Below are 21,582 nucleotides of genomic sequence, written 5' to 3' on the forward strand. Positions count from 1 at the left end.
GGACCGGGACGGACGAACCGCTGGTATGTCAGTTGTACCGCCAGGTGCATGGCTGATTGGCTACGTTCGGGATGGATAACCGCTGAAAGCATCTAAGCGGGAAGCCGGCTTCAAGATGAATTCTCCTTATGAGGTGCCCAGGAGATGACTGGGTTGATAGGCCGGATGTGGAAGCACAGACTCAAGATGTGTGGAGCTGACCGGTACTAATACACCAAAGACTTACCCACACCCTACTTTTTCAGGTAGCAATGCCGGAACGGGGTGTGTGCGGTGGGCAGCAAAAGGCCCACCACGACCCACCACAACCAATGATGGGGCAAACACAGCATGGGTACACAACAACAACGTCCACGATCCACAAGCATTGCAAGCGTGCTCGCGTCGACTATACGGTTCCAGCAACAACACCCGACACCCAGACACCCTGGGTGCGGGCCGCGTCCAAAAGCAACATCTATAACAACATAGAGGTCCACATCACCCCGGGTTCCGGGGTGCGTGACCCCACAAAGTTTCCCCGGCTACTGCCAGCGCAGTGGTTGGTGGGCTAGGGTTACGGTGGTTATAGCGTGGGGGAAACGCCCGGTCCCATTCCGAACCCGGAAGCTAAGACCCACAGCGCCGATGGTACTGCACCCGGGAGGGTGTGGGAGAGTAGGACACCGCCGGACAACCATTCACCAGACCCCCTGACACCCCGTGTCAGGGGTCTGGCATTTAAGCACACGAAATTGCATGGCGCTCGTGCGTTATCGAGGCATGACGCTGCGTCGCAGGATGGTGAGCGTGAGCACGGTATCCTCCAGTGCTATGACTGAGTGTTTCTCACATACAGTCTGTAATCAATGCCGAGCGTGATCTGGGATATCCGGTTCGTCGCACGGCGGTTGACTGGATTTGATCACTCTCAGGCCGGTTCCTAGTACAACAGACGTCCGGTATGACCACCCGTTATCAGTGCCAACTACTTCTGCACACACGAAGCTTAGTCCTTTGGCCATCGATCCGAAGTTTTAGGCTGGTCGTTTTCCAGGCATCAAGAGCACCTGGGAAGTGATGGATTCTTCCCCTTCACGGTTCAGGTGTCTAATCCTCCATATACACGTGCTGAACGATTGGGCCGATACGTGTAGCTATCTCGTAGTTGATAGTGTCGGCGGCATTTGCCCTGAGGCCGACCGAAGGTGCATTGTCTGCTGGACCTCCGAAGACTTTCCCTAGATCTCCTGTTTGACGGGATGGTCCCCTGGTCTACTAGAGTCCGATCTATCCTCACGTGAATACCCCTGCGTGAGTTTTTACCTGGCCTATGCGGACCCACAGTGATAGGGCACGATCTTCGACCAACGTCGGCCCGATCCCACGAAACGTCACCCCAGTGCGGAATTTGGTCAAGGTGCTAGCCGATGGGTCATGGTTGCATGATTCCGTGCATAAACCAGCGCTGACGCCTGTTCAGCGTGCAGCGCTGGCCCAGCACATACTGGAAATGTTTGACTACACCGTTACTGCTGGATGCCGGTAGGCGTGGGCGGCGGAGACTAGGCTGCGTATCGCAAACACTCCGTAGGCTATCAACAACACCCACGTGATCGTACTGGTGATAACGATTGCGGGCTGGGCCGCCGTCCCGGCGAACAGGGTGCCAAGGTCCATGACGTGCATGAACGTTGCACCCAGACCAACCAGAGCCACGATGAGTCCGATAATGGTGCCGGCGATTTCGCTCAACAGGTCAAGGACGGCACAGGCAACAAGCGCGAAGCCGAGCATCGAGGGAATGAGTGCGATCCAGGTGGCCGGCGACGTCATGCCGTAGGCGGCACCACCCACCAGGATGAGCACAATACCGAAAATAACACTGACGCGTGACATGATACTCCTTCCGAGTGGTCGCGGAAGCAGCGAGGCCGCATGCTCCGCGACTCTCATAACTTCATTATCCCACGCGTGTCAAGATTTGGTATGCCTGAGCGAGTGGAATGGATGAGGTTTTCGGTGGAACAGCGTGGCTACCTGGCGCCTCAGCTCTTGGCGGCGTTTAAATACGTGCGCCGGAAAGTACGTTCGGCGTGCCGATCACCTAGTAATAATAAGGTATTGGTTTCCTCGCCGCAGACGCGGTTCGTGGCAGGAAGTAAACGATTCTCCGAATCCAACGCACCGACGAGGTGGCAACCCGTTCTTGCCAAGATGTTGTCGTCTCGCAGCGCTATGCCATGGGAAGCTCGCGGTAGGGGCACGGTGAACAGCTCATTGCCTTCGGCGATGAGCACGCGATGAGAATTGCCGAGTTTATTCCACATTGCGGTGGCACCAATAGCGGCATAGGACAAGACGCCGTCGGCACCGGCTCGGTATAGCGTGGCGACGTTGTGCTCTGAACTTGCACGAGAAATGACCTGTAATTCGGGGCGCAGCCTGTGGCAGTAAAGGGTGAGATAGACGTTGAGGTCGTCGTCATGACTGGTGATTACCACCCCGGAGGCGTCGTGGAGGCCGGCCTGCTCGAGGATCTCGAGATCGGCGGCATCGCCTTCGATAAAGTTCAGGTGCTTGGGAACGCGAGACGGAACTTGTTCGACAATTGTGTAGGGGATGCGGGATTTTTCGAAGGTCTCAGCTACGGCACGACCAACCCTTCCACCACCGAGCACCAGTACGGGGCCTTCACGTTGTTGCGGGTTTTGGAACTGGTCATCGTAGACCTCTAGGTCGTTTCGGCTGCCCGCTATGATCACGACCATGCCCTCGTCAAGGATTGAATCCGGGGTCAGCCGCACCAGCCGCCCGCGACGCATGACTGCCAAAATCTGTGCTTCAGATCGGATACACGCCTGGGCCTGTGCCAAAGTTTGGCCAACCAGTTTGGTGCCTTTCACAGCAGCTTCGGCTACATAGGTTTCACCGATCGCATCAATAATATGAGACCGACCGGTGGTGCCGAGGATCCGATTGGCCAGTTCAGTGCCCAGCGTCGAGCTGAGTTGCACCACGTGATCAGCGCCAGCCAGTTTCAACACGTCGTGCGACGCTTTCTTATCAGCCGTGACGGTGATCAGCACGTCTTCACTGACGGCACGCACGGTGAAGGCCACGTTGGTGTTGGTGGTATCGGCCTGTGTCGACACAACCATCCGCGCACGGTCAACCCCCGCTTTACGGTAGGTCATCGGGGAGTCCAAAGCGCCGACCATCACCTGATAGCCCTCGTCTTTCAGACGACTGGCTTCAATGGGATCATCCACGAGCACCACCGTGGGGGTTTTGGTGCGCTTCGCCCGAGCGATCAGCGTGCGATTGACGGTATCAAGTCCCACTAACAACAGGTGCCCGTGCAGGTTGTCGGGCACTCTACGAGGCACTCGAGCCCTGTCACGCTCAGCAATCCAGGGTGTTACCACGAATTGGATAAAGAGGTACGGCAGCAGCACCAACAGCAGGAGGACCCCACTGACCAAGACCACCATGGAAAACAAGCGGCCGGCTGCAGAATCAAACGTAATATCGCCATAGCCCAGCGTGGACATCGTGGTGATAGTCCAATACAGTGCTGTGCTCCAGTCGTGAGTTTCGCCCTCGCGCGCCATGAGCCAATGAAAGATCGCACTGTAGCTGAACAGTAATGCTATTCCGCCCAGCGCTATCCACAGCAACATCCGAGTGCGGCGACGCTTTTGCTGGGCCGGGAGGACCTGCGATTCGCCAGAAAAGTATTGCATAGTGGACTTATCGTACTCTCTTATTGGGACAACGCAGTACCGCGCTAGTTGACGTTGATTTCACGACGTCGGAATCCACACAGCCCAATGCCAGCAATGACGACGGCGATGCCCAACAACACGGCAGTTGGCAGCAGGGCGAAGTCATCCACCGGCACTGTGGGCAGGTGCCACAATGGTGATAGGGCGCGGAACCACTGTGGCAGATCCAACAGGTCGGCGAATGAATCCACGATCGCGATCACCGCCACCACCAGCCAGCAGACCAGGGTCATGACTCGCGGGACCACCCCAAAACAGCCAGCCGCCGGCCCCAGCACCGCGAGAATGGCAGCGGCCAGATGTGAGGCAACGACGTCGCCCAGCAGGGCACCATTGCGGGTCACCGCTGCCGCAGCGATCCCGGTGCCCACCAAGATCAGTAGGGCACCGATTGCCACTACGGTGACGTGCGCGCTAAGCCAGCCGGGACGACTCACCGGGGTGGCGAGTACGACTGCGGCATGGCCGAAGTGTTCTTCGGTGCGTAGGGTTTGGACGGCATAGACGACGTAGGCGGTAACCAACATTCCCACAAAAGGACCCAGAAAACTGATATACCCATCCAGCAGTTGCTCTGTGCTGAAGACGGCTTGGAGTTCGGACGGCATCGTATCGCCGGCGTCAAGCATGGCTTGGGTAAATAAGCCATTGATGACCCAGAGCGCGAGGATACCGAAACCCCAGCCCAGGGTGCCGCCGCCGACTTTGGCCATATCGCCGACCGCCCGGAGCACAAATGCGGCCCCCAGCACGGCCCTGGCGCAAGACGACTAGCTGGTCTGGGTGTTTTCCCCGCGCAGCAGCACTGCGGTGAGTATAAGTAGGACCGCAACAGAAGCTGGAACGGTGAGAGCAACAGTGCTTGGCAATAGCCAGGCGATCAGCCCAACGACTATCGGGATGGATACTGCAGCGAAAATGTAGGCGCGACTGTCGTAGACCCAACTAAACGGCAAAAAGTGTGCCCCGACCAGCACAGCTAGGAACCATGGGACCATAGCTGGCACGGCCAGGGTTGCACCGATCATCAGGGGAACGAATAAAATTTGGGCAGCACCCAGCAGCCCGGCTAGTACGCCCAGGGGGTTGCCTTTTGCAAACGGGTCCAGTCGGAGAGGTTTGGCCACGAGCAAGCTGAGTGGAAAGAGCACTCCTGCGCCAAAAACGTAGACCAGCGCCAGAATGTCTGTGTCGGTGATCAGCGTGCCCAGGATCGTGAAAGTGGTCCACAGCAGGATCCCGGCGACGATGGCGTTGAGGCCTCGTCCGGTTCGCTGGCTGATGTCACGGCGCAGGTGCGATAAGCCTTCTGCAGAGGTGGCTAGGGCGGTTGTCATGTCGTCTCACTTAGTATTGGATGGGCACGGTCGATTCTAACGACACTTTGTGCACTGAGTGTGCATCTAACACCAAGTTGAGTAGCGGCACTGAAGTCAATGCCAACCCAAGGGAATGCCCACACCTATTATCAGGCGTCTGTTCGTGCGTGGAGCCTCGGTGCCAGTGCAATTGCGGGAATGATGATCAGGGCAAGGATGCCGCCGACAATGGTGACGATGCCAAATCCAGTAGCGCTCATGAGTACACCTGAGAACACCCCGGCGCCTGCACCGAAAATTTGATACCAGACGTCAATGCTGCCTTGGGTGGCGGCTCGAGTTTCTGGTTGAGTGCCATGAACGACCAGCGTGGTGCCCGAGACGAGGCCAACGTTCCAACCGATGCCAAGTAACACCAGCGCGAGTACCAACGCGGAAAGGCTTTCTCCTGGTGCAAACGCGGCCACCAGCCCGGATGCCAACAAGGTCAGACCGCCCGAGATGGCCATGATCCGTGGGCCAATTTTGTCGACCAGGGGTCCGGTGATCAGCGATGGTAGCCACATTGCTGCAACGTGGAGTCCGATGACCAGTCCGATAGCTCCCATGGAATGGTCATGTGCGCGCATGTGCACTGGCGTCATCGTCATAATCCCGACCATGACGACCTGCGAGATGACCAGCACTAACGCGCCGACTCGCACGAGCCTTGAAGGTTTATCGGCCGGTGTTTTGGGAGTGATGGTGTCAGCTTGTGGATTGTTTTGGGCTTCAAGCTGCTTGGCCACCAGGTAGGGGTCGGGGCGCAACATAGTCACCAGGATGACACCGGCGGTGATGTAGGCGACGGCCGCCAGTAAGAACGGTCCTGCGAGCGTTGGCAGGCCGAAGCGTTCGGCCAGGCCGCCCAGGGGCTCAATGAGGTTGGGCCCGGCGACCGCCCCGATGGTGGTGGCTACCATGGCCGTACTGATGGCGGTGCCTTTGCGGTTGGCCGGAGCCAGGTCGGTGCCGGCGTAGCGGGCTTGCATATTGGTCGCAGTGCCTGCCCCGTACATGAATAGGGAGAGAAATAGCAGCACCGGGCTGACAAAGTGAGTGGCGGCCACGACGCCGATGGCGCCGATCCCGCCGGTGATGAATCCGAAACCCAGTGCCTTGCGGCGTCCAGAGCGTTGGGCGGCTCGCCCCACAATGAATGCAGTCAGCGCAGCGCCCAGGGTAAACAGCGCCGTGGGGAGGCCGGATAGGGCGTCGCTGCCAAGCATGTCCTGAGCGATCAGGGCGCCTACTGAAATGCCTGCGGCCAGCCCGGCCCCACCAAACGATTGACTAATCAGCACGGTGGTCAGGGTGCGACGGTGCAGCTGTTGTTGTCGACGGGGCGTGATGGTTTCAGCAACGGTGGTCAAGGACAAGGGCTCCTGTGTAGGGCGATGATGGTGGTTACACCCTACCGGGCCGCATTTGAGCAGCTGGAAGTGTCAACGGCCTGTATAAGACCGAATTGATCTATGCCTGCCCGGCCGAAGTCGAAGTCGACTATCAATATGACCCAGGCTCATGCTCCTGACCTCCGTATAGAAACCGGAACAACCCAGGGCGATTTAGTTTTTGGCACGGCGGTGATGCCGGGTGCCCTGGCGTCGGCGCAGGCGGGAAAGGGTTTGTTGGGCTTCTTGACTTAGCGTCGCGGGATCGTTCGACAGGCGTTGGGATAGTTCCGCAACGATGTGGGCGATGGACTCATTGCAGGTCAATATGTGCGTATTGAGTTGCGCCAGCGAGTGCTGTGACTCTTCGGGCAGGACGTCGTCTTGGGAAGCTTTTTGCAGCGTCTTATCCACGTCCAAGGACAGATCGCGCACCTGTTCAAAGAGGACAGTGACATCAGCGATGTGCCGGATGAGTTGCTCATTATCGGTCAGTGCTGACAGGAAATCCCACCACGTGCCAAGCATCGTGGCGACTTGGCGGCCCTCGTCTGCAACCGTCTGGCGAAGCGCTTGCGTATCAGCTAAAAGTTGAGCTGCATGAGCATCTGGGTCCAGGGTGGGGAGCTGTCGGGGCTCGATATGACCTCGGCTGGGCTCGCTGTGTTGGTCATCAGCCAACTCGTGCAAAATTTCGGTGAGCGCCAGGCGGGTCACCGGTGCCCAACGTCGCTGGGCGGCGCGTTGGACGAATCGATCCAGAAATAACGTCGTCAATAAGAAGGTCACAACCCCGGCCGCCAGGCCAGAGACAATGACCAGTTCCTGCCAGATCGTGGTGGTGACATCGATCCAAATCACCCCGGCGATGAGCAAGATGGCACATCCGATCACGATGCCATGTCGCACTGCATGCAGCATGCTGTTCCTCCACCTTCAAAAATTCGGTCCCGAAATGCTTGGTTCTGCTCACCAGGGTGCTTCCCATGATAGAGACCAAAACGGTTAGGGGTGTTCAGGATGCAGGTCCGAGTGTGGGGCGGCTACGTGGTGGAGCAGTTCGTGGATGCGCCGGTCGATGAGCCGCCAGCGCCGGTGCCGGCCCTGTGTTCGGGGTTCGGTGATGCCGGCGTCGTAGAGTTTTCGAAGCGCCTGGGTGACGGCGTTGGGGGTGGAGTCCACGGCTGCGGCGAGTTCTGTGACGGTGGCTTCCGGAGCCGCATGCAGGGCGATGAGGAGTTTGAGCCGGGTGGGGTCCGCACACACGGCAAATGCGGTGGTCCACTGGTCAACTTCGGGTTCCATGCGAGCCACGGCGGCCTCGGCGATCATTCCGTGGTCGGTTCCGGCGTCGACGGCGCAGGCTTTGGTGGCGGTGATAATGTGCTGCATCTGCACGTGGTGCCCGGGCGCGACCCCGGCGGCCTGGTCGAGGGTAAAAATCTCGGTCAGCGGGGTAGCGGTCACGCGGTGAAACCCGGCTTGGCGAACGAGTGCGACGGTGTCTTGGATGCTGCGGGCCTGTGCCAGGGGCAGTTCGTTGGCGATGGTGCCGCCGTAGTGGTCGACGAAACCCTCGGTGGTGTTGGCTTCCAGGCCATTGGGGAACCAGGGCGCATCCACGATGACCAGTCGTCCCCCGGGGCGCAGCAGGTTCTTCCAGTTCAACAGGGCGGCCAAAGGGTCGCGCAGCGTCCACATGACATACCGGTTGGTGATCGCATCGAAACTTTCGGGTGCAAAGGCCGGTGCGATGGCGTCGCCGAGCGCAAAGACGGGGTTGTGTTGATCGTTGGTGGCCCGACGTTGGGCGCGTTCACCGGCGACTGCTAGCATGCCCGCCGAGAGATCGGTTGCCGTAACGCAATACCCAAGGTCGGCCAGCAGAAACGCCAGGTAGCCCGAGCCGGTGCCCAGATCCAGCACGTCGGTTACGTCGTCGTCCAATGCGTGGACAAGGGCGCGGGTCCAGGCGGCTTGGTCGGCGTCGTGGCGGTCGGAGCGTTGTTGGTGGGCGTCGTAGGCGCGGGCACGACCGTCCCAGTAGCGGGTGATACTGGCTTGAATATTCATCGAAGTGGACCTTTCTGGGCCAGTTCCGGGTGCAGGCTAAACGACAGTTGTAGGTGGCCGCCGAGTCGGTGGCGTGCCGCGTGAATGCCATAAACGCGCTCGATCAGCTCGGGTTGCAGCACGTGGTCTGGGGTGCCGGTTGCGGCGATGCGGCCGTGGTCGAGCATGATGAGTTCATCGCAGTACTGGGCGGCCAAATTCAGATCGTGCAGCACAATGAGCGTGGTGACGTCCAGGCCGCGGACCAGGGCGAGGATTTCGTGTTGGTAGCGGATATCCAGGTGGTTGGTTGGTTCATCCAGTAACAGGTGTTGGCCCTGTTGAGCCAGGGCACGGGCGATCAGCACCCGTTGGCGCTCGCCGCCCGACAGGCTCGCAAATATTCGGTGGCCCAGGTGTGCCACCCCGACGCGCTCCAGGGCTTGGGCAGCAATACGGTGGTCAGAGGGTTTGGTGCGGGCAAATGGTTTCAGATAGGGGGCACGGCCCAGCAGTACCATCTCGCCCACGGTGATCGTGGTGTCGGACTCGGATTCTTGGACGACGACGGACAGTTGCTGAGCGATTTGCCGTGGACTGAGCTGTTCCAGGGGTGTCTCGTTGATGGTTACGCTGCCGGCCTGGGGTGGCAAGGCGCCGTGCAGCAAGCGTAGCAGGGTGGTTTTGCCCGAGCCGTTGGGCCCGATCAGTCCCAGCACACGGCCAGGTGCGGTGGTCAGGGAAACGTCGTCGACCACGCGGTGAGCACCGTATGCGTAGGTGAGGTTGTGGCCGGTGATCATGGCTGAAACTCTTCGACAATGTGTTCCAGCCCGGTCACGGATAGCGGGGTGGCGGGTTCGGTGAAGTTGAGCAGTTGGGTCATGACCTGGTCGTTTTTCACAGCGGTCAGATCGCTTGCACCGGGCAGGTCGCGCAGTGCATTTTCGACGTCGGCCGGGTCGCCGTCGGTGTGCAGCAGGATGATGATGTCGGGATCAAGGCCCAGTAGTTGTTCAGAGGACACTTCGAAGACTCGCTCGGAGGTGTTTTCAAAAACGTTGGTGAAACCGGCGGCCTCCAATTGCGGGTGCGCCATGGATCCGGTGCCGTAGGCATATGTGGTGCCGCCGCCGACGGTGGGGTAGAGCACCGCTGCGGTGCGGTTTTCGTTCTCGGCGACGTCGGCTTGTGCGGCTGCCACCCGATCTTGCAGCTCGGTGATGTAGGTTTCAGCTTCATCAGGCTTGTCGAATACCTTGCCGTAGAGGCGAAGTTGGTCGTAGATGCTCTCGAAGTCGGGTTTGGTGTCCGGGCTCGTCGAGCAGAAAGCGGGTTCTTCCAGCAGGTTGATGTCAACCTGGGCCAGACTGTTGCGCGACAGGTTTTCGACTTCACCGAACACAAGGTCGGGCTCTTGGGCGATGACCACTTCTCGTGAGATTTGCAGGTGCCCGGTTGCATCGACGTCGGAGGTCAACTGGGCAATGTCGTCGAGTTCGGCCAGGGTGGCGTCGTCGAAATAGGCTTGAGGGAATGCGCCGGCACGAGCCACCGCGCGGTCCAGAACGCCCAGTTCGTGCAGTGCCGGTACCGAAGCGGATTTCAGCAGCATAAGCCGTTGTGGGGCGGCGTCGAAGGTGATCTCGTCGCCACAGTTTTCCACCGTGACCGGATAACCTGCAGCTGCTGCTGGGTCGGTTGCTGCCGGCTGATTGCTGCAAGCGCTCAGGATCAGTGCGGCAGCGAGACCAAGAGCACCTGTCTTGTAAACAGGGGGTCGGATAGCACGTGTCACGGGTAGCTCCTTTATCGGTTGGCGTGAAGTCGGCGGATCAGGATCAGCAAGAATGGTGCCCCGACCATGGCGGTGAGAATGCCGATCGGGATTTCCTGGGGAGCCAGCACGGTGCGGGCCACCAGGTCAGCCCAGATCAGTAAGATCCCGCCCATCAGCGCAGCCACCGGGAAAGCACGCGAGTGGGTTGAACCCACGGCGCGGCGGGCCAAGTGGGGGACAACCAGCCCGACGAAGCCGATACTGCCCGAGGCCGAGACGAGCACTCCGATGCACAGGGCGACCAGCACGAGCAGGACAGTGCGGAGTTTTTCGGGGCTGATACCCAGGGTCAGCGATGTGTCGTCGCCGATGGCGAGCACATCCACACTGCGACCAAACAGGGTCAGCACCGCGGCGGTGAACACGGTGATGACGACGACGGTCAACAACGGCGTGCCCCAGTCGGCTAAAGCGAGCGAACCGAGCAGCCAGAACATGACCGAGCGGGCGCCCTCTGCCGATCCGCTAGCAAAGATCAAGAAACTGGTAAGCGCATACAGGGCGTATCCGACGGTCACCCCGGCCAGCAGCAAGCGCACCGAGGTGACCCGTCCGCCACTGCGCGCAATACTGTACAGCAGCACCGAAGCGGCTAGTGCGCCCAAGAAGGCGCTCCCTTGCAGAGCGTGTTCGCCCAAGCCGGCTCCGACACCGAACAGGATGGCTGCAGCGGCCCCTGTTGACGCGCCCGAGTTGATGCCCAGCAGATAGGGGTCGGCCAGCATATTGCGCACCATGGCTTGTAACGCCATACCGCAGATCGCTAGTCCGGCACCAACGCTGAGGCCCAGGATGACGCGCGGGAGTCGGACATCCCAGACGATGGCTTCGGTTGCCGCTGTCCAAGAACCGGAGGGTAGCCCGAGGATGCGATGCCCGAGAATCCCAACAATCTGCTCGGGTGGAACGTAGACGGCGCCGATAGCCACACCAAGAATCAGGCTGGCCAGTGTGGCGGCGACCAGGGCGAGCATCCAGGTAAGGGCGTGACGTCGTTGGCGATTCACGCCCAACACGTCATCGTCTACGATCGTCTCGGCCTGATATGTGTCCACCTGGACACATTAGCATTTTGGGTGCTCGTTGGCACGCTGTCTGCATGGCTATATTCGAACGTGCTTGGTCTACAAACTGACGACTCAAAAGCCTCTAAACTGACGACTCGAAGTCCTATAAATTGACGACTGAACCAATTGACCAGGCAGAACGGGGTAAGCGTGGCACTTTGGATTACGCACCAAGAATGGTGGATGGTGAGCGGCTCTCGGCACTACGACGAGCCAGAGCTGCGGGGATAGACCGGATTCATATCTACAGGGACCGACCGAGACCAGTGACGCAACTGACGCTGCTGCCGTCACTCGCGCAGTGGCTCTGATCTTGACTCGTCGACCCTTTCACACGTCGGTCGATTACATTATGGGGAATTTATGGGGTCAGTTAGACTGTGGCGGGTGTATAGAACCGAGCGGAAGAACTAGTCGGTTAGCTCTGCTGGTGATGAAACTGTGGAGGAAACAAATAATCCCCCGTCTTAGACGAGGGATTACCGGAATATACGCGCTGGTCCTAGCCCAGCGCTCTGTTACGTAGTATAGCATAAATCGCATGTCAGCCATAAATTCTCTTTCCCACATGCTCGGGAGTGCGCGATATAAGACATATCTTGACGCTGCTAGTGGAGATAAAGAGCGCGCAGCAGAATTATATGAATGGAGCGCCCGTGTTTCTAGCGCGTGGCATTACCACATCTCATATATTGAAGTCGCGGTGCGGAACTCCATAGATGTGCAGTTGCGAAAATGGAACGCGACGCAACCAAAAGGTAGCGGTGTGTTATTCTCTGCTGACTGGACTGCTGAGGGCGAAGCGGCTCAGCCTGTCTATGCAATTTTGAAAGATAGTCTTGGGAAAGCCCGCATAGCTGCACGAAAGGAAGCTAGGTTCCGGCCGGATGGGCACCCACGTAGAGGCATAACTCCGAACCATGACGACGTTATTGCTCAGCTCATGTTTGGTTCGTGGAGCAGACTTGTCATGGCACCAGGTAGCGCTAGTCAAAACAACCAGAAACTGCTGTGGGAAGAATGTTTAAGTAAAGCTTTTGCATATGCTGAGCAAAGTGACAGAGGGCGCAAGCAAGTCGGGCGTCAGTTAGAGAGTGTTCGTAGGCTGAGAAACCGGGTGGCTCACCATGACAATTTGCTTGAAGTTGATATTTCGGCCAGGCTTAACGGCTCTTTGAAACTCTTATCTTTCATCAATCCGGATTTCCCCACGTTAGCTATGGGTTCTAACACTCTCCGACCCTTGGCTAAAGCAGACCCAAGGAAATCTTGGTAGAGAGTCCACGGCCATACAAACAGTCCTCTGTGCGAATTTTATGCCCAACCTCTGGCCAATAGACCGCCGTGGCCCAGCACATCCTGTACCAATTCGATAGGCCGCACACCTAAAACGGGTCACTAAACTTGTGGAAGTCAGCAAAGAAACAACCACGGTGAGCGCGTTTTCAATGGCTTCGTTCACAGTGTAGCTACCGAAATTCTCTGGCTCTATCGAGGAGACCAACGGCATCGGAATAATTGATTTGGCACGATGACCATGTTCTCATGACCACAGAGATAGCGTTCTGACGTCACCGAAGCTAGTACTTGCGCAAATGGATGGGGCCTTGGTCCCGCCAGCGCGCTCGCAGGTCATTGACCACGGCGTAGAGTGCCGCGGTGATTTGTTCGGTTGAAGTACCCAGCACACGCACGGCGAGTCCGGGGCCATCAAGCAACGTGATCCCAAACAACGGTTCAGGAATCACGCGGTTTGGCTGGTTGGCCGGCGTCATGGTCCCAACGTCGTCGAGAGCGCAGGTAATCTTTTCACGCAATGCTGCTACAAGTTCGGCGTCAATGCGAGCATCCACGGCCAATAGTGAGCCCAAATGGGTGCGCCCGTCCATATACAACATGGACTCAATGGGTGACGTCTCGTCGTCGGGCCGGACAATAAGATTGTCCACGATCATGGGGCGCCCACTGATGCGAACTTCGTGACGCAAGTGCAGGCGATCGTATTTGAATAGCGTGCCATCCGGGGCCCATCCCGGTGTCACAATTTCGGTGCTCAGATAACTGGCCGATGGCTCCATTTCGACCACGGTGTCCTGAAGGTAGTGAGCATCGCGGTAGGCAATGAGCTGATCCGGCACGTATTCCAACACCGCATCGGTACCGAGACGGAACACGGTGTGCTGATAGGCCGGCTCGTCAGGGGTTTTATACACCTTGGTTGCCGACTGGCTGGTCAATGATGCCGAGGTGCCCCTCGAGACTTCAATGTCGATCGCATACACGTCGCCACCCAGATACCCGCCGCCGGGGTTGACGATCGTATAGGACACCTGCCCGGAGTCATCCAGATAGTGCGGCCGTAACACCCGCAGGGCGCCTTGAAAGTATTGTTGACGAGCAATCGCTCGGCCAGCGCGCTCTTCGATGACCATGCGCAGCTGGCCGACCGGATTGTCAAGGGAGAGTTTCGGTGTCACTGGGCCAGATCTGCCATCATGACGTCTTTGCGGATCCACTCCAGAATCGCATCGAGTCCGTCGTCGGTTTTCAGGTTCGTGAAAGCAAACGGTTTGTCACCGCGGAACTCGAGCGAGTCTTTTTCCATGACCGACAGGTCCGCACCCACATAGGGGGCCAGATCGGTTTTATTGATCACGAAGAAGTCGGACTTGATCATGCCCTGCCCGGCCTTGCGCGGGATTTTCTCGCCCTGGGCGACGTCGATAATGTACATCGAAAAGTCCACGAGTTCGGGGCTGAATGTGGCCGAGAGGTTATCGCCACCGGATTCAACAAACACGATGTCCAGATCGTCGTGGCGGCGTTTGAGTTCCTTGATTGCGGCCTCGTTCATCGAGGTGTCTTCGCGGATCGCGGTGTGCGGGCAGCCGCCGGTCTCAATACCGATAATCCGGTCTAAGGGCAGCACCCCGTTGGCGGCCAGGATTTTGGCGTCTTCGATCGTGTAGATGTCATTGGTGATCGCGGCCATTGAAAATTCATCGGCCAACGCGCGGGTAATGCGTTCGATCAATTGGGTTTTTCCGGCACCGACGGGTCCGCCGACGCCAATACGTACTGGTTTCATGGTTGCTCCTTACCTTCGGTGGGGCTTACGACATGAACATGCGTGCCCGTTGGGTTTCGTGCATCATCTGTGCGATTTCTAGGCCCGGGGCGCTGGCCCCCAGGTCGTGTTCGTCGAGGTCAAAGACCACATCGACGACGTCGGGGACCACTCGCCGCAGTTGGCTCAGCACACGTTGGCCAGCGTTTTGTCCCAGTGGGATGGATCGGATGGCGTTTTGGGTCAGCGAGGTGCCCAGTTGCATCAGGTAGGCTGCCACGGCCTGGTCGCCGGGCACGTTCGCTGCGACTGCAGCTAATGCAAAGACCACGCCCGGGTGGCCTTGCGCGTCGCCGGCGTCAATGGCATCGCGGTAGCAGCGTAGTGCTGGGGTTTCTTCGATGGCCACGTCGACGATTGTGTTCATCCGTTGCCCCATGGAGGTGCCAGCATCACGGATTTGTTGCGGAATGGCCGAGGCATAGAGCAGTTGGTCGATGCGGACCACACGCTGGTGGTCGTTGGCAACGGCTGCTTCGTGCGCTAACCGGGTGGCCAGGCCTTCGGTATAAGCCATTTGGTGCAGGTAGCCGGTGGCCCACGCGGTGTAACTGTCAGCCGAGTCGACCAGCCCGCGCTGCTGATAGGTCTCCATGCCAAACGAGTGGCTAAACGACCCGGTGGGTAAGGCCGAGTCGGATAGTTGCATGACCGTGAGCAGCGCGGTGAGCTCAGTGGGAGTGTTCGGCATGACGGAACGCTTTCGGCATGACCCGCTGTTCGCGGGTAAAGACGATGTTGTGATCGGTCAGAAAATCTTCAACCGTGTGATCGTAGCGAACCACCATCACAGCTTTACCGTATTCGGATTCAGGGCCGAAGAACTGGGCCTGCAGGTGACGGTTGCCTAGGCTGTGGGCCACAAAGGCCATGGTTTCCAGTTCGGTTGGCGCAATCACCAGCACATCGGCCGGGGCGGCTTGAACCGTGATAACAGTGTTGTCGTCCAGGTATACGATATCGCCGTCGTGCAGTTCTTGATTGTTGGCCAGGCGCAGCCCGAGCTCACGTCCGGAGGTGGTGGTAAGACGTTGCACGCGTTTGAGCAGTTGCTCGTTATCCAGCACCACGCGGTCTTCGGTCAGTCCGGCTAGTTGCTGGGCGGGCAGGTCTGCCCGGTTGCCAACAATTTCATGAATAATCATGCAAAACCTCCAAAGGTTAGAACAGGAAGTAGCGCTGGGCCATGGGCAGGGTGTCCGCCGGTTGTGAGGTCACGTGCTCGCCGTCAACCAGAACCCGGTAGGTTTCGGGGTCAACCTCGATATTCGGGGTGGCACCGTTGAGCTTCAGATCCGCCTTGGTCAGTTCGCGCATGTTCTTAGCTTCGGCAATTGAGTGCCGGAGTCCCAGCCGTTCGGGGACGTCGTCCTCCAGGGCTGCGGTGGGCAGGAACGTTAGCGAGGATTCATGCACCGCACTTCCGATGGCCCCAAAGTTATAGCGCATCGTGCGTGGCTGTGGGGTTGGGATTGAACCGTTGGAATCACCCATCAGGGCTTGGGCAATTTGGCCGCCCTTAATAACCAACTGTGGTTTGACGCCGAAGAATGCCGGATCCCACAGCACCAGGTCAGCAAATTTGCCAACCTCGATCGAGCCGACTGTATCGGCGATGCCGTGGGCGATGGCCGGGTTGATCGTGTATTTGGCAACGTAGCGTTTCAGTCGGGCGTTGTCGCCAACCTTGGGATCATCCGAGAACCGGCCGCGTTGTTGTTTCATCGCATTGGCCACCTGCCAGGTGCGCAGGGCAACTTCACCCACCCGGCCCATGGCCTGGGAGTCGGAGCTGGTGATCGAAAAGACGCCCAGATCTTGCAGCACGTCTTCGGCACCAATGGTTTCGGCACGAATCCGCGAGTCGGCAAAGGCGACGTCTTCGGGGATATCCGGGTTCAGGTTGTGGGCAACCATGACCATGTCTAGGTGCTCATCCACCGTATTACGGGTATATGGCAGGGTCGGGTTGGTCGAAGCGGGTAGGACGTTGGACAGTCCGGCCATGCGAATAATATCCGGGGCGTGCCCACCGCCGGCACCTTCGGTGTGGAAGGTGTGGATCACGCGGCCGTCAATGGAACGGATCGTGTCTTCTACGAACCCGCCTTCGTTGAGCGTATCGGCGTGGATTGCGATTTGAATATCCAGCAGATCAGCAGCCGTTAGCGCACGGTCGATCGAGGAGTGCGTGGCACCCCAGTCTTCGTGCAGTTTCAGCCCGATCACACCTGCGCGAATCTGTTCGGTGAGCGGGTCAATCGAGCTGGCATGGCCTTTGCCCAGCAGGCCGATATTGATTGGTAGGTTATCCACGGCCTGCAACATGCGTGAGATGTGCCAGGCGCCGGGGGTTACCGTCGTTGCATTGGAAGCATCCGAGGGCCCGGTTCCGCCACCAATCAGTGTGGTTGTCCCATTGGCCAGCGCCACCCCAACCTGATCGGGGTTAATGAAGTGCACGTGTGTGTCGATGGCTCCGGCGGTCAGGATCTTGTGCTCACCGGAGATCACATCGGTGGCGACACCCACTGGAATGGTCACGCCGTCTTGAATCAGGGGGTTACCAGCTTTGCCGATTGCAAAGATCCGGCCGTCACGCAGTGCGACGTCGGCCTTATAAATCCCGGTGTAGTCCAGTACGACGACGTTGGTGATGACTGTATCCGGAATACCTTCATCGCGGGTCATCTGGCCGTTTTGGCCCATCCCGTCGCGGATGACCTTGCCCCCACCAAAGGAGACTTCTTCACCGTAGACGGTGTAGTCGTGTTCAATCTCGGCCAGGAGATCGGTGTCGGCCAACCGGATTGCATCCCCGGTGGTTGGGCCATACATTTCCGCATACTGCTTGCGGCTCATCTCAAAACTCATGAACGATCCTCCTTATGTTGTTCAAACTCGCGAGAACCGGTGGACTTGGAATCACTCACGGTTGAGTTGGTTTGGACGTCGTCGTTGGCGTAATACTCTTCCTCGGTGGCCCGAGAGTTCTTCACCGCAGATGTGGTCTCAGTCTGGGTGCCACCGACTTCGACCTGACCGATCTTGGCGGTCTGGGCTTCAACCTGCTCTTCGTGGCGTTCCTTCAGATCAGCATCGCGAGCAATGTCATAGCCGGCCGAACCACCGATGGCTTCGGTAGAGAACATGGACACGGTGGAACCGACAAAACCATCGATGTCGTCATGAAATCCGAAGATCATCCGTTCACCGCCCAGCTCGACCAGGTGTACGCTGCGCGCATCACCGGGTTCAAAACGCACCGCAGTGCCGGCCGGGGAATCCAGTCGCATGCCGCGGGCTGCCAAGCGGTCAAATTCGAGTTGCTGATTCGTTTCGGCAAAGTGATAGTGCGAGCCGACTTGGATCGGTCGATCACCGCGGTTGATCACATTGATAATCCGGGTCTTCTTATCGACGTTGCAGGTGATGGGCTCTTTACTGAGAATGTACTCACCAGGAATCATGACGGCCTTTCGCTTATCGAATGGGATTGTGGACGGTCACCAATTTGGTGCCATCAGGGAAGGTGGCCTCAACTTGGACATCCGGAATCAGCTCTGCCACACCATCCATGACATCTTCACGAGACAGAACGGTGGCCCCGTCATTCATCAGTTCTGCAACGGTTTTGCCTTCGCGGGCACCTTCCAGCAGTTCAGCGGTCAATAGTGCCACGGCTTCTGGGTGGTTGAGCTTCAAGCCACGTTCACGACGACGCCGGGCCAAGTCTGCGGCCACGACGATGAGCAGCTTTTCCTGCTCACGGGGAGTCAAATGCATCGCATATCCTCTCGATTAATGACGATTGTCGCCGGAGTACAAGCCCCGCTTCAATGACAATTCGTTTCCTTTCGAAGCGTAGCTGAAAAGCTCACGTTTGTCTCAGCGTTAACAGCGTGAATCATGTGATTTTTACTGGGTATTCTGCGTCCCGGGGTGCTCTGTCCCCGTTCGGGCGATGTCGATGAATCGTTGCGCGAAGTGCGTCAACGAGCTCGGGTCTTTCCACACAGCCGTTAGCTGCCGCTCAAGCTTTTTCTCGCCACTGGGGATGGCAATTAATTTCCCCTCGCGGACATCACTTTCTACAGCCAGTCGACTCAGGACAGCAGGTCCAATGCCCTCGATCACCGCCTGACAGATAGCGGAGTTACTGTTGAGCTCAAGCAGCGGGGGTTGCCGATGTGTACCAACCAAGAAATCGAGAAAAGCTCGCGTTCCAGATCCCGGCTCACGTTCGATCAACGGGGTATTCGCCAGAAGCTCCGTGCTCACTGTCGTTGCGCTGTTTGCCCAAGGGTGTGCCGAACCCACGACCGCGATTAGTTCGTCAGTCCACACGGGTTGGGAATGCAGCGCGCGTGGAACGTCCGGTGTTTCAACAAACCCCAGCCCAACACGGCCATCTTCAACAGCACTGATGACATCGGCTGAATTCATAATGCGCAGTTGAGTTTTGGCTTCCGGATACCGCGCACGAAATGTTTTGAGCCAGCCAGGCAATAGATGTTCTGCGATCGTCATGCTGGCCCCAATCGTGAGAACCTCTGATTCGGAGCGAGCCAAGGCTTCAGCTCCGATGGCCAGACGGTCAAGGGCTTCCAGGGCTTCACGCGCCCACTCTGCAATGAGTTTGCCTTCTTGTGTGAGTTGAGACCCTCGGTGAGAGCGGTGAAGTAATGCATAACCAAGCCTGCGTTCAAGGACCCGAACCGCCCGTGATGCATTGGATTGCGCGACGCCAGATTCCTTCGCTGCAGCACTCAAACTCTTATGATCCGCAATCCCACAGATGATTTGCAATAGCGAGATATTGCTCCAGTGGTCGATCGGTTGCATACGACCAGTCATATCATGAGTATATGGCAGTGTTGGCGAATTGGGGTCTACTGTCCGGTGCGTGACGGTGGGAAGATTGAGCTCATGAGTAACGATGACCGCACCACCACACAGGGCCAAGTTCTGGACCAAACTCAAATAAGCCAGACGACAGAACAGCCAAAAACTTCACCTCTGCAAGGGGTGAAAGCTGGCATCCCGGGCGTCATAGTATGTCTGGTGGGTGCTGTGGTGTCGTTCGTTGGTGCTCAATTTCTCCCTGGGGTCAGTGCGCTGTTGATCGCCATTATTCTCGGAGCTGTGTGGCGGAATATCGCTTCCGTTCCGGTCATGCTCAAACCGGGAATAACGTTCTCTTCTAAGAAGCTGCTGCGGACTGGGATTATTCTTTTAGGGTTCCAGCTCTCACTGTCCACGATTGCTGATCTGGGATTTGGGGTTATCTTCCTCATCGTTGCAGCAGTAGCTATAACATTCTTTGCCACCTTGTGGGTGGGACACCTGCTGGGCATCGGATTGGCGCAACGTCTGCTGATCGCTTCAGGTTTCTCGATTTGTGGTGCGGCAGCTGTCGCCGCAACGGAAGGGACAACGAAAGCCGCTGAAGAAGAAGTGGCCACTGCCATTGGGCTCGTCGTCTTATTTGGCACCCTCATGATCCCTACGGTCCCATTCCTGGGAGGAGTGCTGGGTATGGAGGATGAGGCCTTAGGAATGTGGATCGGAGCTTCCAGCCATGAAGTCGCTCAGGTAGTAGCTGCCGGTGGTGCCGTGGGTGCAAGTGCTCTGGCTGTTGCTGTTACCGTCAAGCTAGCGCGCGTCATTACCTTGGCCCCAATTATTGCCGGCATCGCTGTGTACATGCGTCGCAGTGGTCGAGCCGTCGGCGACAAGAAGCCGGCAATTGTTCCGCTTTTTGTTGTAGGCTTTGTGGCCGCCATGCTGCTCCGCACTCTGGACTTTATACCCGCAGGCGTTTTGGACGTCGTCGAAATTATCCAGGTGTTGCTGTTAGCCGCCGCAATGTTCGCTTTGGGACTGGGAGTTCACTTACGCAGCCTCTTTAAAGTAGGGTTCAAACCCGTACTTCTGGGCCTGGTTTCCACTGTGGTGATTTTGGTGGTGTCTTATGTCGGCGTCGTATTCTTTGCTGCTTCGTAGGAAACCATCACAATCCAGGCGCTCATCACGCCACACAACGCTTTGGCATAAGTGCTTTTTAAGGCACTGGATGCCGCCGAGATTGATGCCCGTAGCAATCTAGAGTTTTCTGCGACTTGGGCACAGCAGCGGATCAGTGGGCACCCATCGGCAGATGGCCTTGAGGACGACGACGAGCTGCGCTGCCAGTATTTGGCCAAGGTGTTGGCCGATGGGCTGTGGAGGCCCGACTAGGTCTTAGGCGACCGTCAGTCGTTGCGTTCGGGTGCAGCGGTGATATTCAGGGTCGGTTTCCGATGATGGATGGTCAGGTAGCGGATGCCTTCGGGTCCGGCAATGAAGCGGCGTTGTGCATTGCGCGGCAGCCACACTAGCGCACCCTGCTGAAGTTCAATCACATTCAGCTCGGTTTGTAGCTGCCCAGAGCCCTGCAGCACGAGAACTAGGACGTCGAGGTTTGGGCCAATGTGTAGGCCAATCTCGTCGTCGGCGGGCAGCGCGATGATATTTGAGTCGAGGTCTCGCGCGCCTGGTTCCAGCTGCCAAATCGAGCCACCCGTAGTGGGATCGGTGTCGGCAAGGAGTGCCGTGGTGTCGGCGACTACCCGTGGCAGCGCGGTACTTGCCCGTTTGGTAATGCGAACTCGATATTCCTGAGCAACCTGTGGAAGTGGATCCCAAGAAAAGGAGCCGGCAAACTCGCGGTCAAATTCGTCCTTCAGACCTCGCGGCTCATGGTCGTTGATGACCGTTAGTGACTCGCCGACCGCCAGCTGGGCATAGGCGTCAAAAACCAAATGGTGACGCTGTGGTGGCGGGACGGCGCGAACATCGATTTCGCGGGATTCAAATGCTGGGGTTTCAGTATTCGACATGAGGACCCTTCAAGACTGGTCGGTTGGTTTAGCGGCATGAAAGCCGGAGGGCCGGACCCTAGTTGATAAAATTCTGCATATTCTGATTGCAGCGAC

General features: G+C 58.0%; 22 protein-coding genes and 2 rRNA genes. 5 read left to right on the plus strand and 19 right to left on the minus strand.

Translation table 11 applies throughout. From position 1 onward, the window contains the following. Together A6F49_RS03675 and rrf are read left to right on the plus strand one after the other, a co-directional pair. Positions 1-230 (plus strand): 23S ribosomal RNA (locus A6F49_RS03675); the annotation flags it as partial. A gap of 327 nt (positions 231-557) precedes the next feature. Then, positions 558-674 (plus strand): 5S ribosomal RNA (gene rrf, locus A6F49_RS03680). An 826-nt stretch (positions 675-1,500) separates the two neighbouring features. Here rrf and A6F49_RS03685 read toward each other — a convergent pair. The 10 genes from A6F49_RS03685 to A6F49_RS03735 form a co-directional block, all read right to left on the minus strand. After that, entirely contained in the window at positions 1,501-1,878 is a 378-nt protein-coding gene (locus tag A6F49_RS03685; protein WP_043057065.1) for a hypothetical protein, read from the minus strand. A 149-nt stretch (positions 1,879-2,027) separates the two neighbouring features. Next, positions 2,028-3,725, minus strand: a complete 1,698-nt coding sequence (locus A6F49_RS03690; protein WP_043057066.1) for a potassium channel family protein — start codon at positions 3,723-3,725, stop codon at positions 2,028-2,030. Positions 3,726-3,769: 44 nt separating this feature from the next. Further along, positions 3,770-4,519, minus strand: a complete 750-nt coding sequence (locus A6F49_RS03695; protein ID WP_043057067.1) for a hypothetical protein — start codon at positions 4,517-4,519, stop codon at positions 3,770-3,772. An 18-nt stretch (positions 4,520-4,537) separates the two neighbouring features. Continuing rightward, the gene (locus A6F49_RS03700) at positions 4,538-5,104 is read right to left on the minus strand and encodes a DUF7010 family protein (RefSeq protein WP_043057068.1); all 567 of its coding nucleotides are present in this window, start codon (positions 5,102-5,104) and stop codon (positions 4,538-4,540) included. A gap of 131 nt (positions 5,105-5,235) precedes the next feature. Further along, positions 5,236-6,498, minus strand: coding sequence for an MFS transporter (locus A6F49_RS03705; RefSeq protein WP_043057069.1), 1,263 nt, complete (start codon positions 6,496-6,498; stop codon positions 5,236-5,238). 195 nt (positions 6,499-6,693) lie between these two features. Then, complete coding sequence (locus A6F49_RS03710; RefSeq protein WP_201120226.1) at positions 6,694-7,440, minus strand: hypothetical protein; 747 nt, start codon at positions 7,438-7,440, stop codon at positions 6,694-6,696. Between the two features lie 84 nt (positions 7,441-7,524). Beyond that, positions 7,525-8,592, minus strand: a complete 1,068-nt coding sequence (locus A6F49_RS17240; protein WP_082911573.1) for a methyltransferase domain-containing protein — start codon at positions 8,590-8,592, stop codon at positions 7,525-7,527. Beyond that, complete coding sequence (locus tag A6F49_RS03725; protein WP_043057070.1) at positions 8,589-9,374, minus strand: ABC transporter ATP-binding protein; 786 nt, start codon at positions 9,372-9,374, stop codon at positions 8,589-8,591. Before A6F49_RS03725 ends, A6F49_RS17240 begins: the two co-directional genes overlap by 4 nt. Continuing rightward, a complete protein-coding gene (locus A6F49_RS03730; RefSeq protein ID WP_043057071.1) occupies positions 9,371-10,369 on the minus strand; it encodes an ABC transporter substrate-binding protein in 999 nt (332 codons plus the stop codon). The genes A6F49_RS03725 and A6F49_RS03730 overlap by 4 nt, the downstream gene beginning before the upstream one ends. Positions 10,370-10,380: 11 nt before the next feature. Continuing rightward, positions 10,381-11,466 carry a FecCD family ABC transporter permease gene (locus A6F49_RS03735; RefSeq protein WP_043057072.1) on the minus strand — a complete coding sequence of 362 codons (1,086 nt, stop codon included), beginning with the start codon at positions 11,464-11,466 and terminating at the stop codon, positions 10,381-10,383. A 553-nt stretch (positions 11,467-12,019) separates the two neighbouring features. Between A6F49_RS03735 and A6F49_RS03740 the strand changes: the two genes are divergently transcribed. Next, positions 12,020-12,754 (plus strand): Abi family protein, encoded by a 735-nt coding sequence (locus A6F49_RS03740; RefSeq protein WP_043057073.1) that lies wholly within the window; start codon positions 12,020-12,022, stop codon positions 12,752-12,754. Positions 12,755-13,058: 304 nt separating this feature from the next. On the opposite strand, the gene A6F49_RS03745 is transcribed toward A6F49_RS03740, so the two are convergent. The 8 genes from A6F49_RS03745 to A6F49_RS03780 form a co-directional block, all read right to left on the minus strand. Beyond that, positions 13,059-13,955 (minus strand): urease accessory protein UreD, encoded by an 897-nt coding sequence (locus tag A6F49_RS03745; protein WP_052504705.1) that lies wholly within the window; start codon positions 13,953-13,955, stop codon positions 13,059-13,061. After that, on the minus strand, positions 13,952-14,566 hold the full coding sequence (gene ureG, locus A6F49_RS03750; protein ID WP_043057074.1) for an urease accessory protein UreG: 615 nt from the start codon (positions 14,564-14,566) through the stop codon (positions 13,952-13,954). The genes A6F49_RS03745 and ureG overlap by 4 nt, the downstream gene beginning before the upstream one ends. Positions 14,567-14,591: 25 nt before the next feature. Beyond that, complete coding sequence (locus A6F49_RS03755) at positions 14,592-15,296, minus strand: urease accessory protein UreF (RefSeq protein ID WP_043057075.1); 705 nt, start codon at positions 15,294-15,296, stop codon at positions 14,592-14,594. Further along, positions 15,277-15,750: an urease accessory protein UreE gene (gene ureE / locus A6F49_RS03760; RefSeq protein ID WP_043057076.1), complete on the minus strand. Its 474-nt coding sequence runs from the start codon at positions 15,748-15,750 to the stop codon at positions 15,277-15,279. Before ureE ends, A6F49_RS03755 begins: the two co-directional genes overlap by 20 nt. A gap of 16 nt (positions 15,751-15,766) precedes the next feature. Then, positions 15,767-17,479, minus strand: coding sequence for an urease subunit alpha (gene ureC, locus A6F49_RS03765; protein ID WP_043057077.1), 1,713 nt, complete (start codon positions 17,477-17,479; stop codon positions 15,767-15,769). Continuing rightward, complete coding sequence (locus tag A6F49_RS03770; RefSeq protein WP_067605563.1) at positions 17,476-18,075, minus strand: urease subunit beta; 600 nt, start codon at positions 18,073-18,075, stop codon at positions 17,476-17,478. Before A6F49_RS03770 ends, ureC begins: the two co-directional genes overlap by 4 nt. Before the next feature lie 13 nt (positions 18,076-18,088). Beyond that, the gene (locus A6F49_RS03775) at positions 18,089-18,391 is read right to left on the minus strand and encodes an urease subunit gamma (protein ID WP_043057078.1); all 303 of its coding nucleotides are present in this window, start codon (positions 18,389-18,391) and stop codon (positions 18,089-18,091) included. A 132-nt stretch (positions 18,392-18,523) separates the two neighbouring features. After that, positions 18,524-19,462, minus strand: coding sequence for a LysR family transcriptional regulator (locus A6F49_RS03780; protein ID WP_043057079.1), 939 nt, complete (start codon positions 19,460-19,462; stop codon positions 18,524-18,526). 72 nt (positions 19,463-19,534) lie between these two features. On the opposite strand from A6F49_RS03780, the gene A6F49_RS03785 reads away from it, so the two are divergent. Then, the gene (locus A6F49_RS03785) at positions 19,535-20,611 is read left to right on the plus strand and encodes a YeiH family protein (protein WP_082911575.1); all 1,077 of its coding nucleotides are present in this window, start codon (positions 19,535-19,537) and stop codon (positions 20,609-20,611) included. Positions 20,612-20,662: 51 nt separating this feature from the next. Next, a complete protein-coding gene (locus A6F49_RS03790) occupies positions 20,663-20,845 on the plus strand; it encodes a hypothetical protein (protein WP_043057080.1) in 183 nt (60 codons plus the stop codon). Between the two features lie 14 nt (positions 20,846-20,859). On the opposite strand, the gene A6F49_RS03795 is transcribed toward A6F49_RS03790, so the two are convergent. Next, entirely contained in the window at positions 20,860-21,486 is a 627-nt protein-coding gene (locus tag A6F49_RS03795) for a DUF2249 domain-containing protein (protein ID WP_043057081.1), read from the minus strand. Positions 21,487-21,582 lie beyond the last annotated feature (96 nt).

Origin of the sequence: Enteractinococcus helveticum (genome assembly GCF_001657475.1) — a bacterium.
GTDB classification, from domain to species: domain Bacteria; phylum Actinomycetota; class Actinomycetes; order Actinomycetales; family Micrococcaceae; genus Yaniella; species Yaniella helvetica.

Bases quoted from the DNA above. Each gene is read 5' to 3' on its own strand.
- A6F49_RS03685 (WP_043057065.1), bottom strand. From the start codon at position 1,878: ATGTCACGCGTCAGTGTTATTTTCGGTATTGTGCTCATCCTGGTGGGT.
- A6F49_RS03690 (WP_043057066.1), bottom strand. From the start codon at position 3,725: ATGCAATACTTTTCTGGCGAATCGCAGGTCCTCCCGGCCCAGCAAAAG.
- A6F49_RS03700 (WP_043057068.1), bottom strand. From the start codon at position 5,104: ATGACAACCGCCCTAGCCACCTCTGCAGAAGGCTTATCGCACCTGCGC.
- A6F49_RS03710 (WP_201120226.1), bottom strand. From the start codon at position 7,440: ATGCTGCATGCAGTGCGACATGGCATCGTGATCGGATGTGCCATCTTG.
- A6F49_RS17240 (WP_082911573.1), bottom strand. From the start codon at position 8,592: ATGAATATTCAAGCCAGTATCACCCGCTACTGGGACGGTCGTGCCCGC.
- A6F49_RS03725 (WP_043057070.1), bottom strand. From the start codon at position 9,374: ATGATCACCGGCCACAACCTCACCTACGCATACGGTGCTCACCGCGTG.
- A6F49_RS03740 (WP_043057073.1), top strand. From the start codon at position 12,020: ATGTCAGCCATAAATTCTCTTTCCCACATGCTCGGGAGTGCGCGATAT.
- ureG (WP_043057074.1), bottom strand. From the start codon at position 14,566: ATGAAACCAGTACGTATTGGCGTCGGCGGACCCGTCGGTGCCGGAAAA.
- A6F49_RS03755 (WP_043057075.1), bottom strand. From the start codon at position 15,296: ATGCCGAACACTCCCACTGAGCTCACCGCGCTGCTCACGGTCATGCAA.
- ureE (WP_043057076.1), bottom strand. From the start codon at position 15,750: ATGATTATTCATGAAATTGTTGGCAACCGGGCAGACCTGCCCGCCCAG.
- ureC (WP_043057077.1), bottom strand. From the start codon at position 17,479: ATGAGTTTTGAGATGAGCCGCAAGCAGTATGCGGAAATGTATGGCCCA.
- A6F49_RS03770 (WP_067605563.1), bottom strand. From the start codon at position 18,075: ATGATTCCTGGTGAGTACATTCTCAGTAAAGAGCCCATCACCTGCAAC.
- A6F49_RS03775 (WP_043057078.1), bottom strand. From the start codon at position 18,391: ATGCATTTGACTCCCCGTGAGCAGGAAAAGCTGCTCATCGTCGTGGCC.
- A6F49_RS03780 (WP_043057079.1), bottom strand. From the start codon at position 19,462: ATGACTGGTCGTATGCAACCGATCGACCACTGGAGCAATATCTCGCTA.
- A6F49_RS03785 (WP_082911575.1), top strand. From the start codon at position 19,535: ATGAGTAACGATGACCGCACCACCACACAGGGCCAAGTTCTGGACCAA.
- A6F49_RS03795 (WP_043057081.1), bottom strand. From the start codon at position 21,486: ATGTCGAATACTGAAACCCCAGCATTTGAATCCCGCGAAATCGATGTT.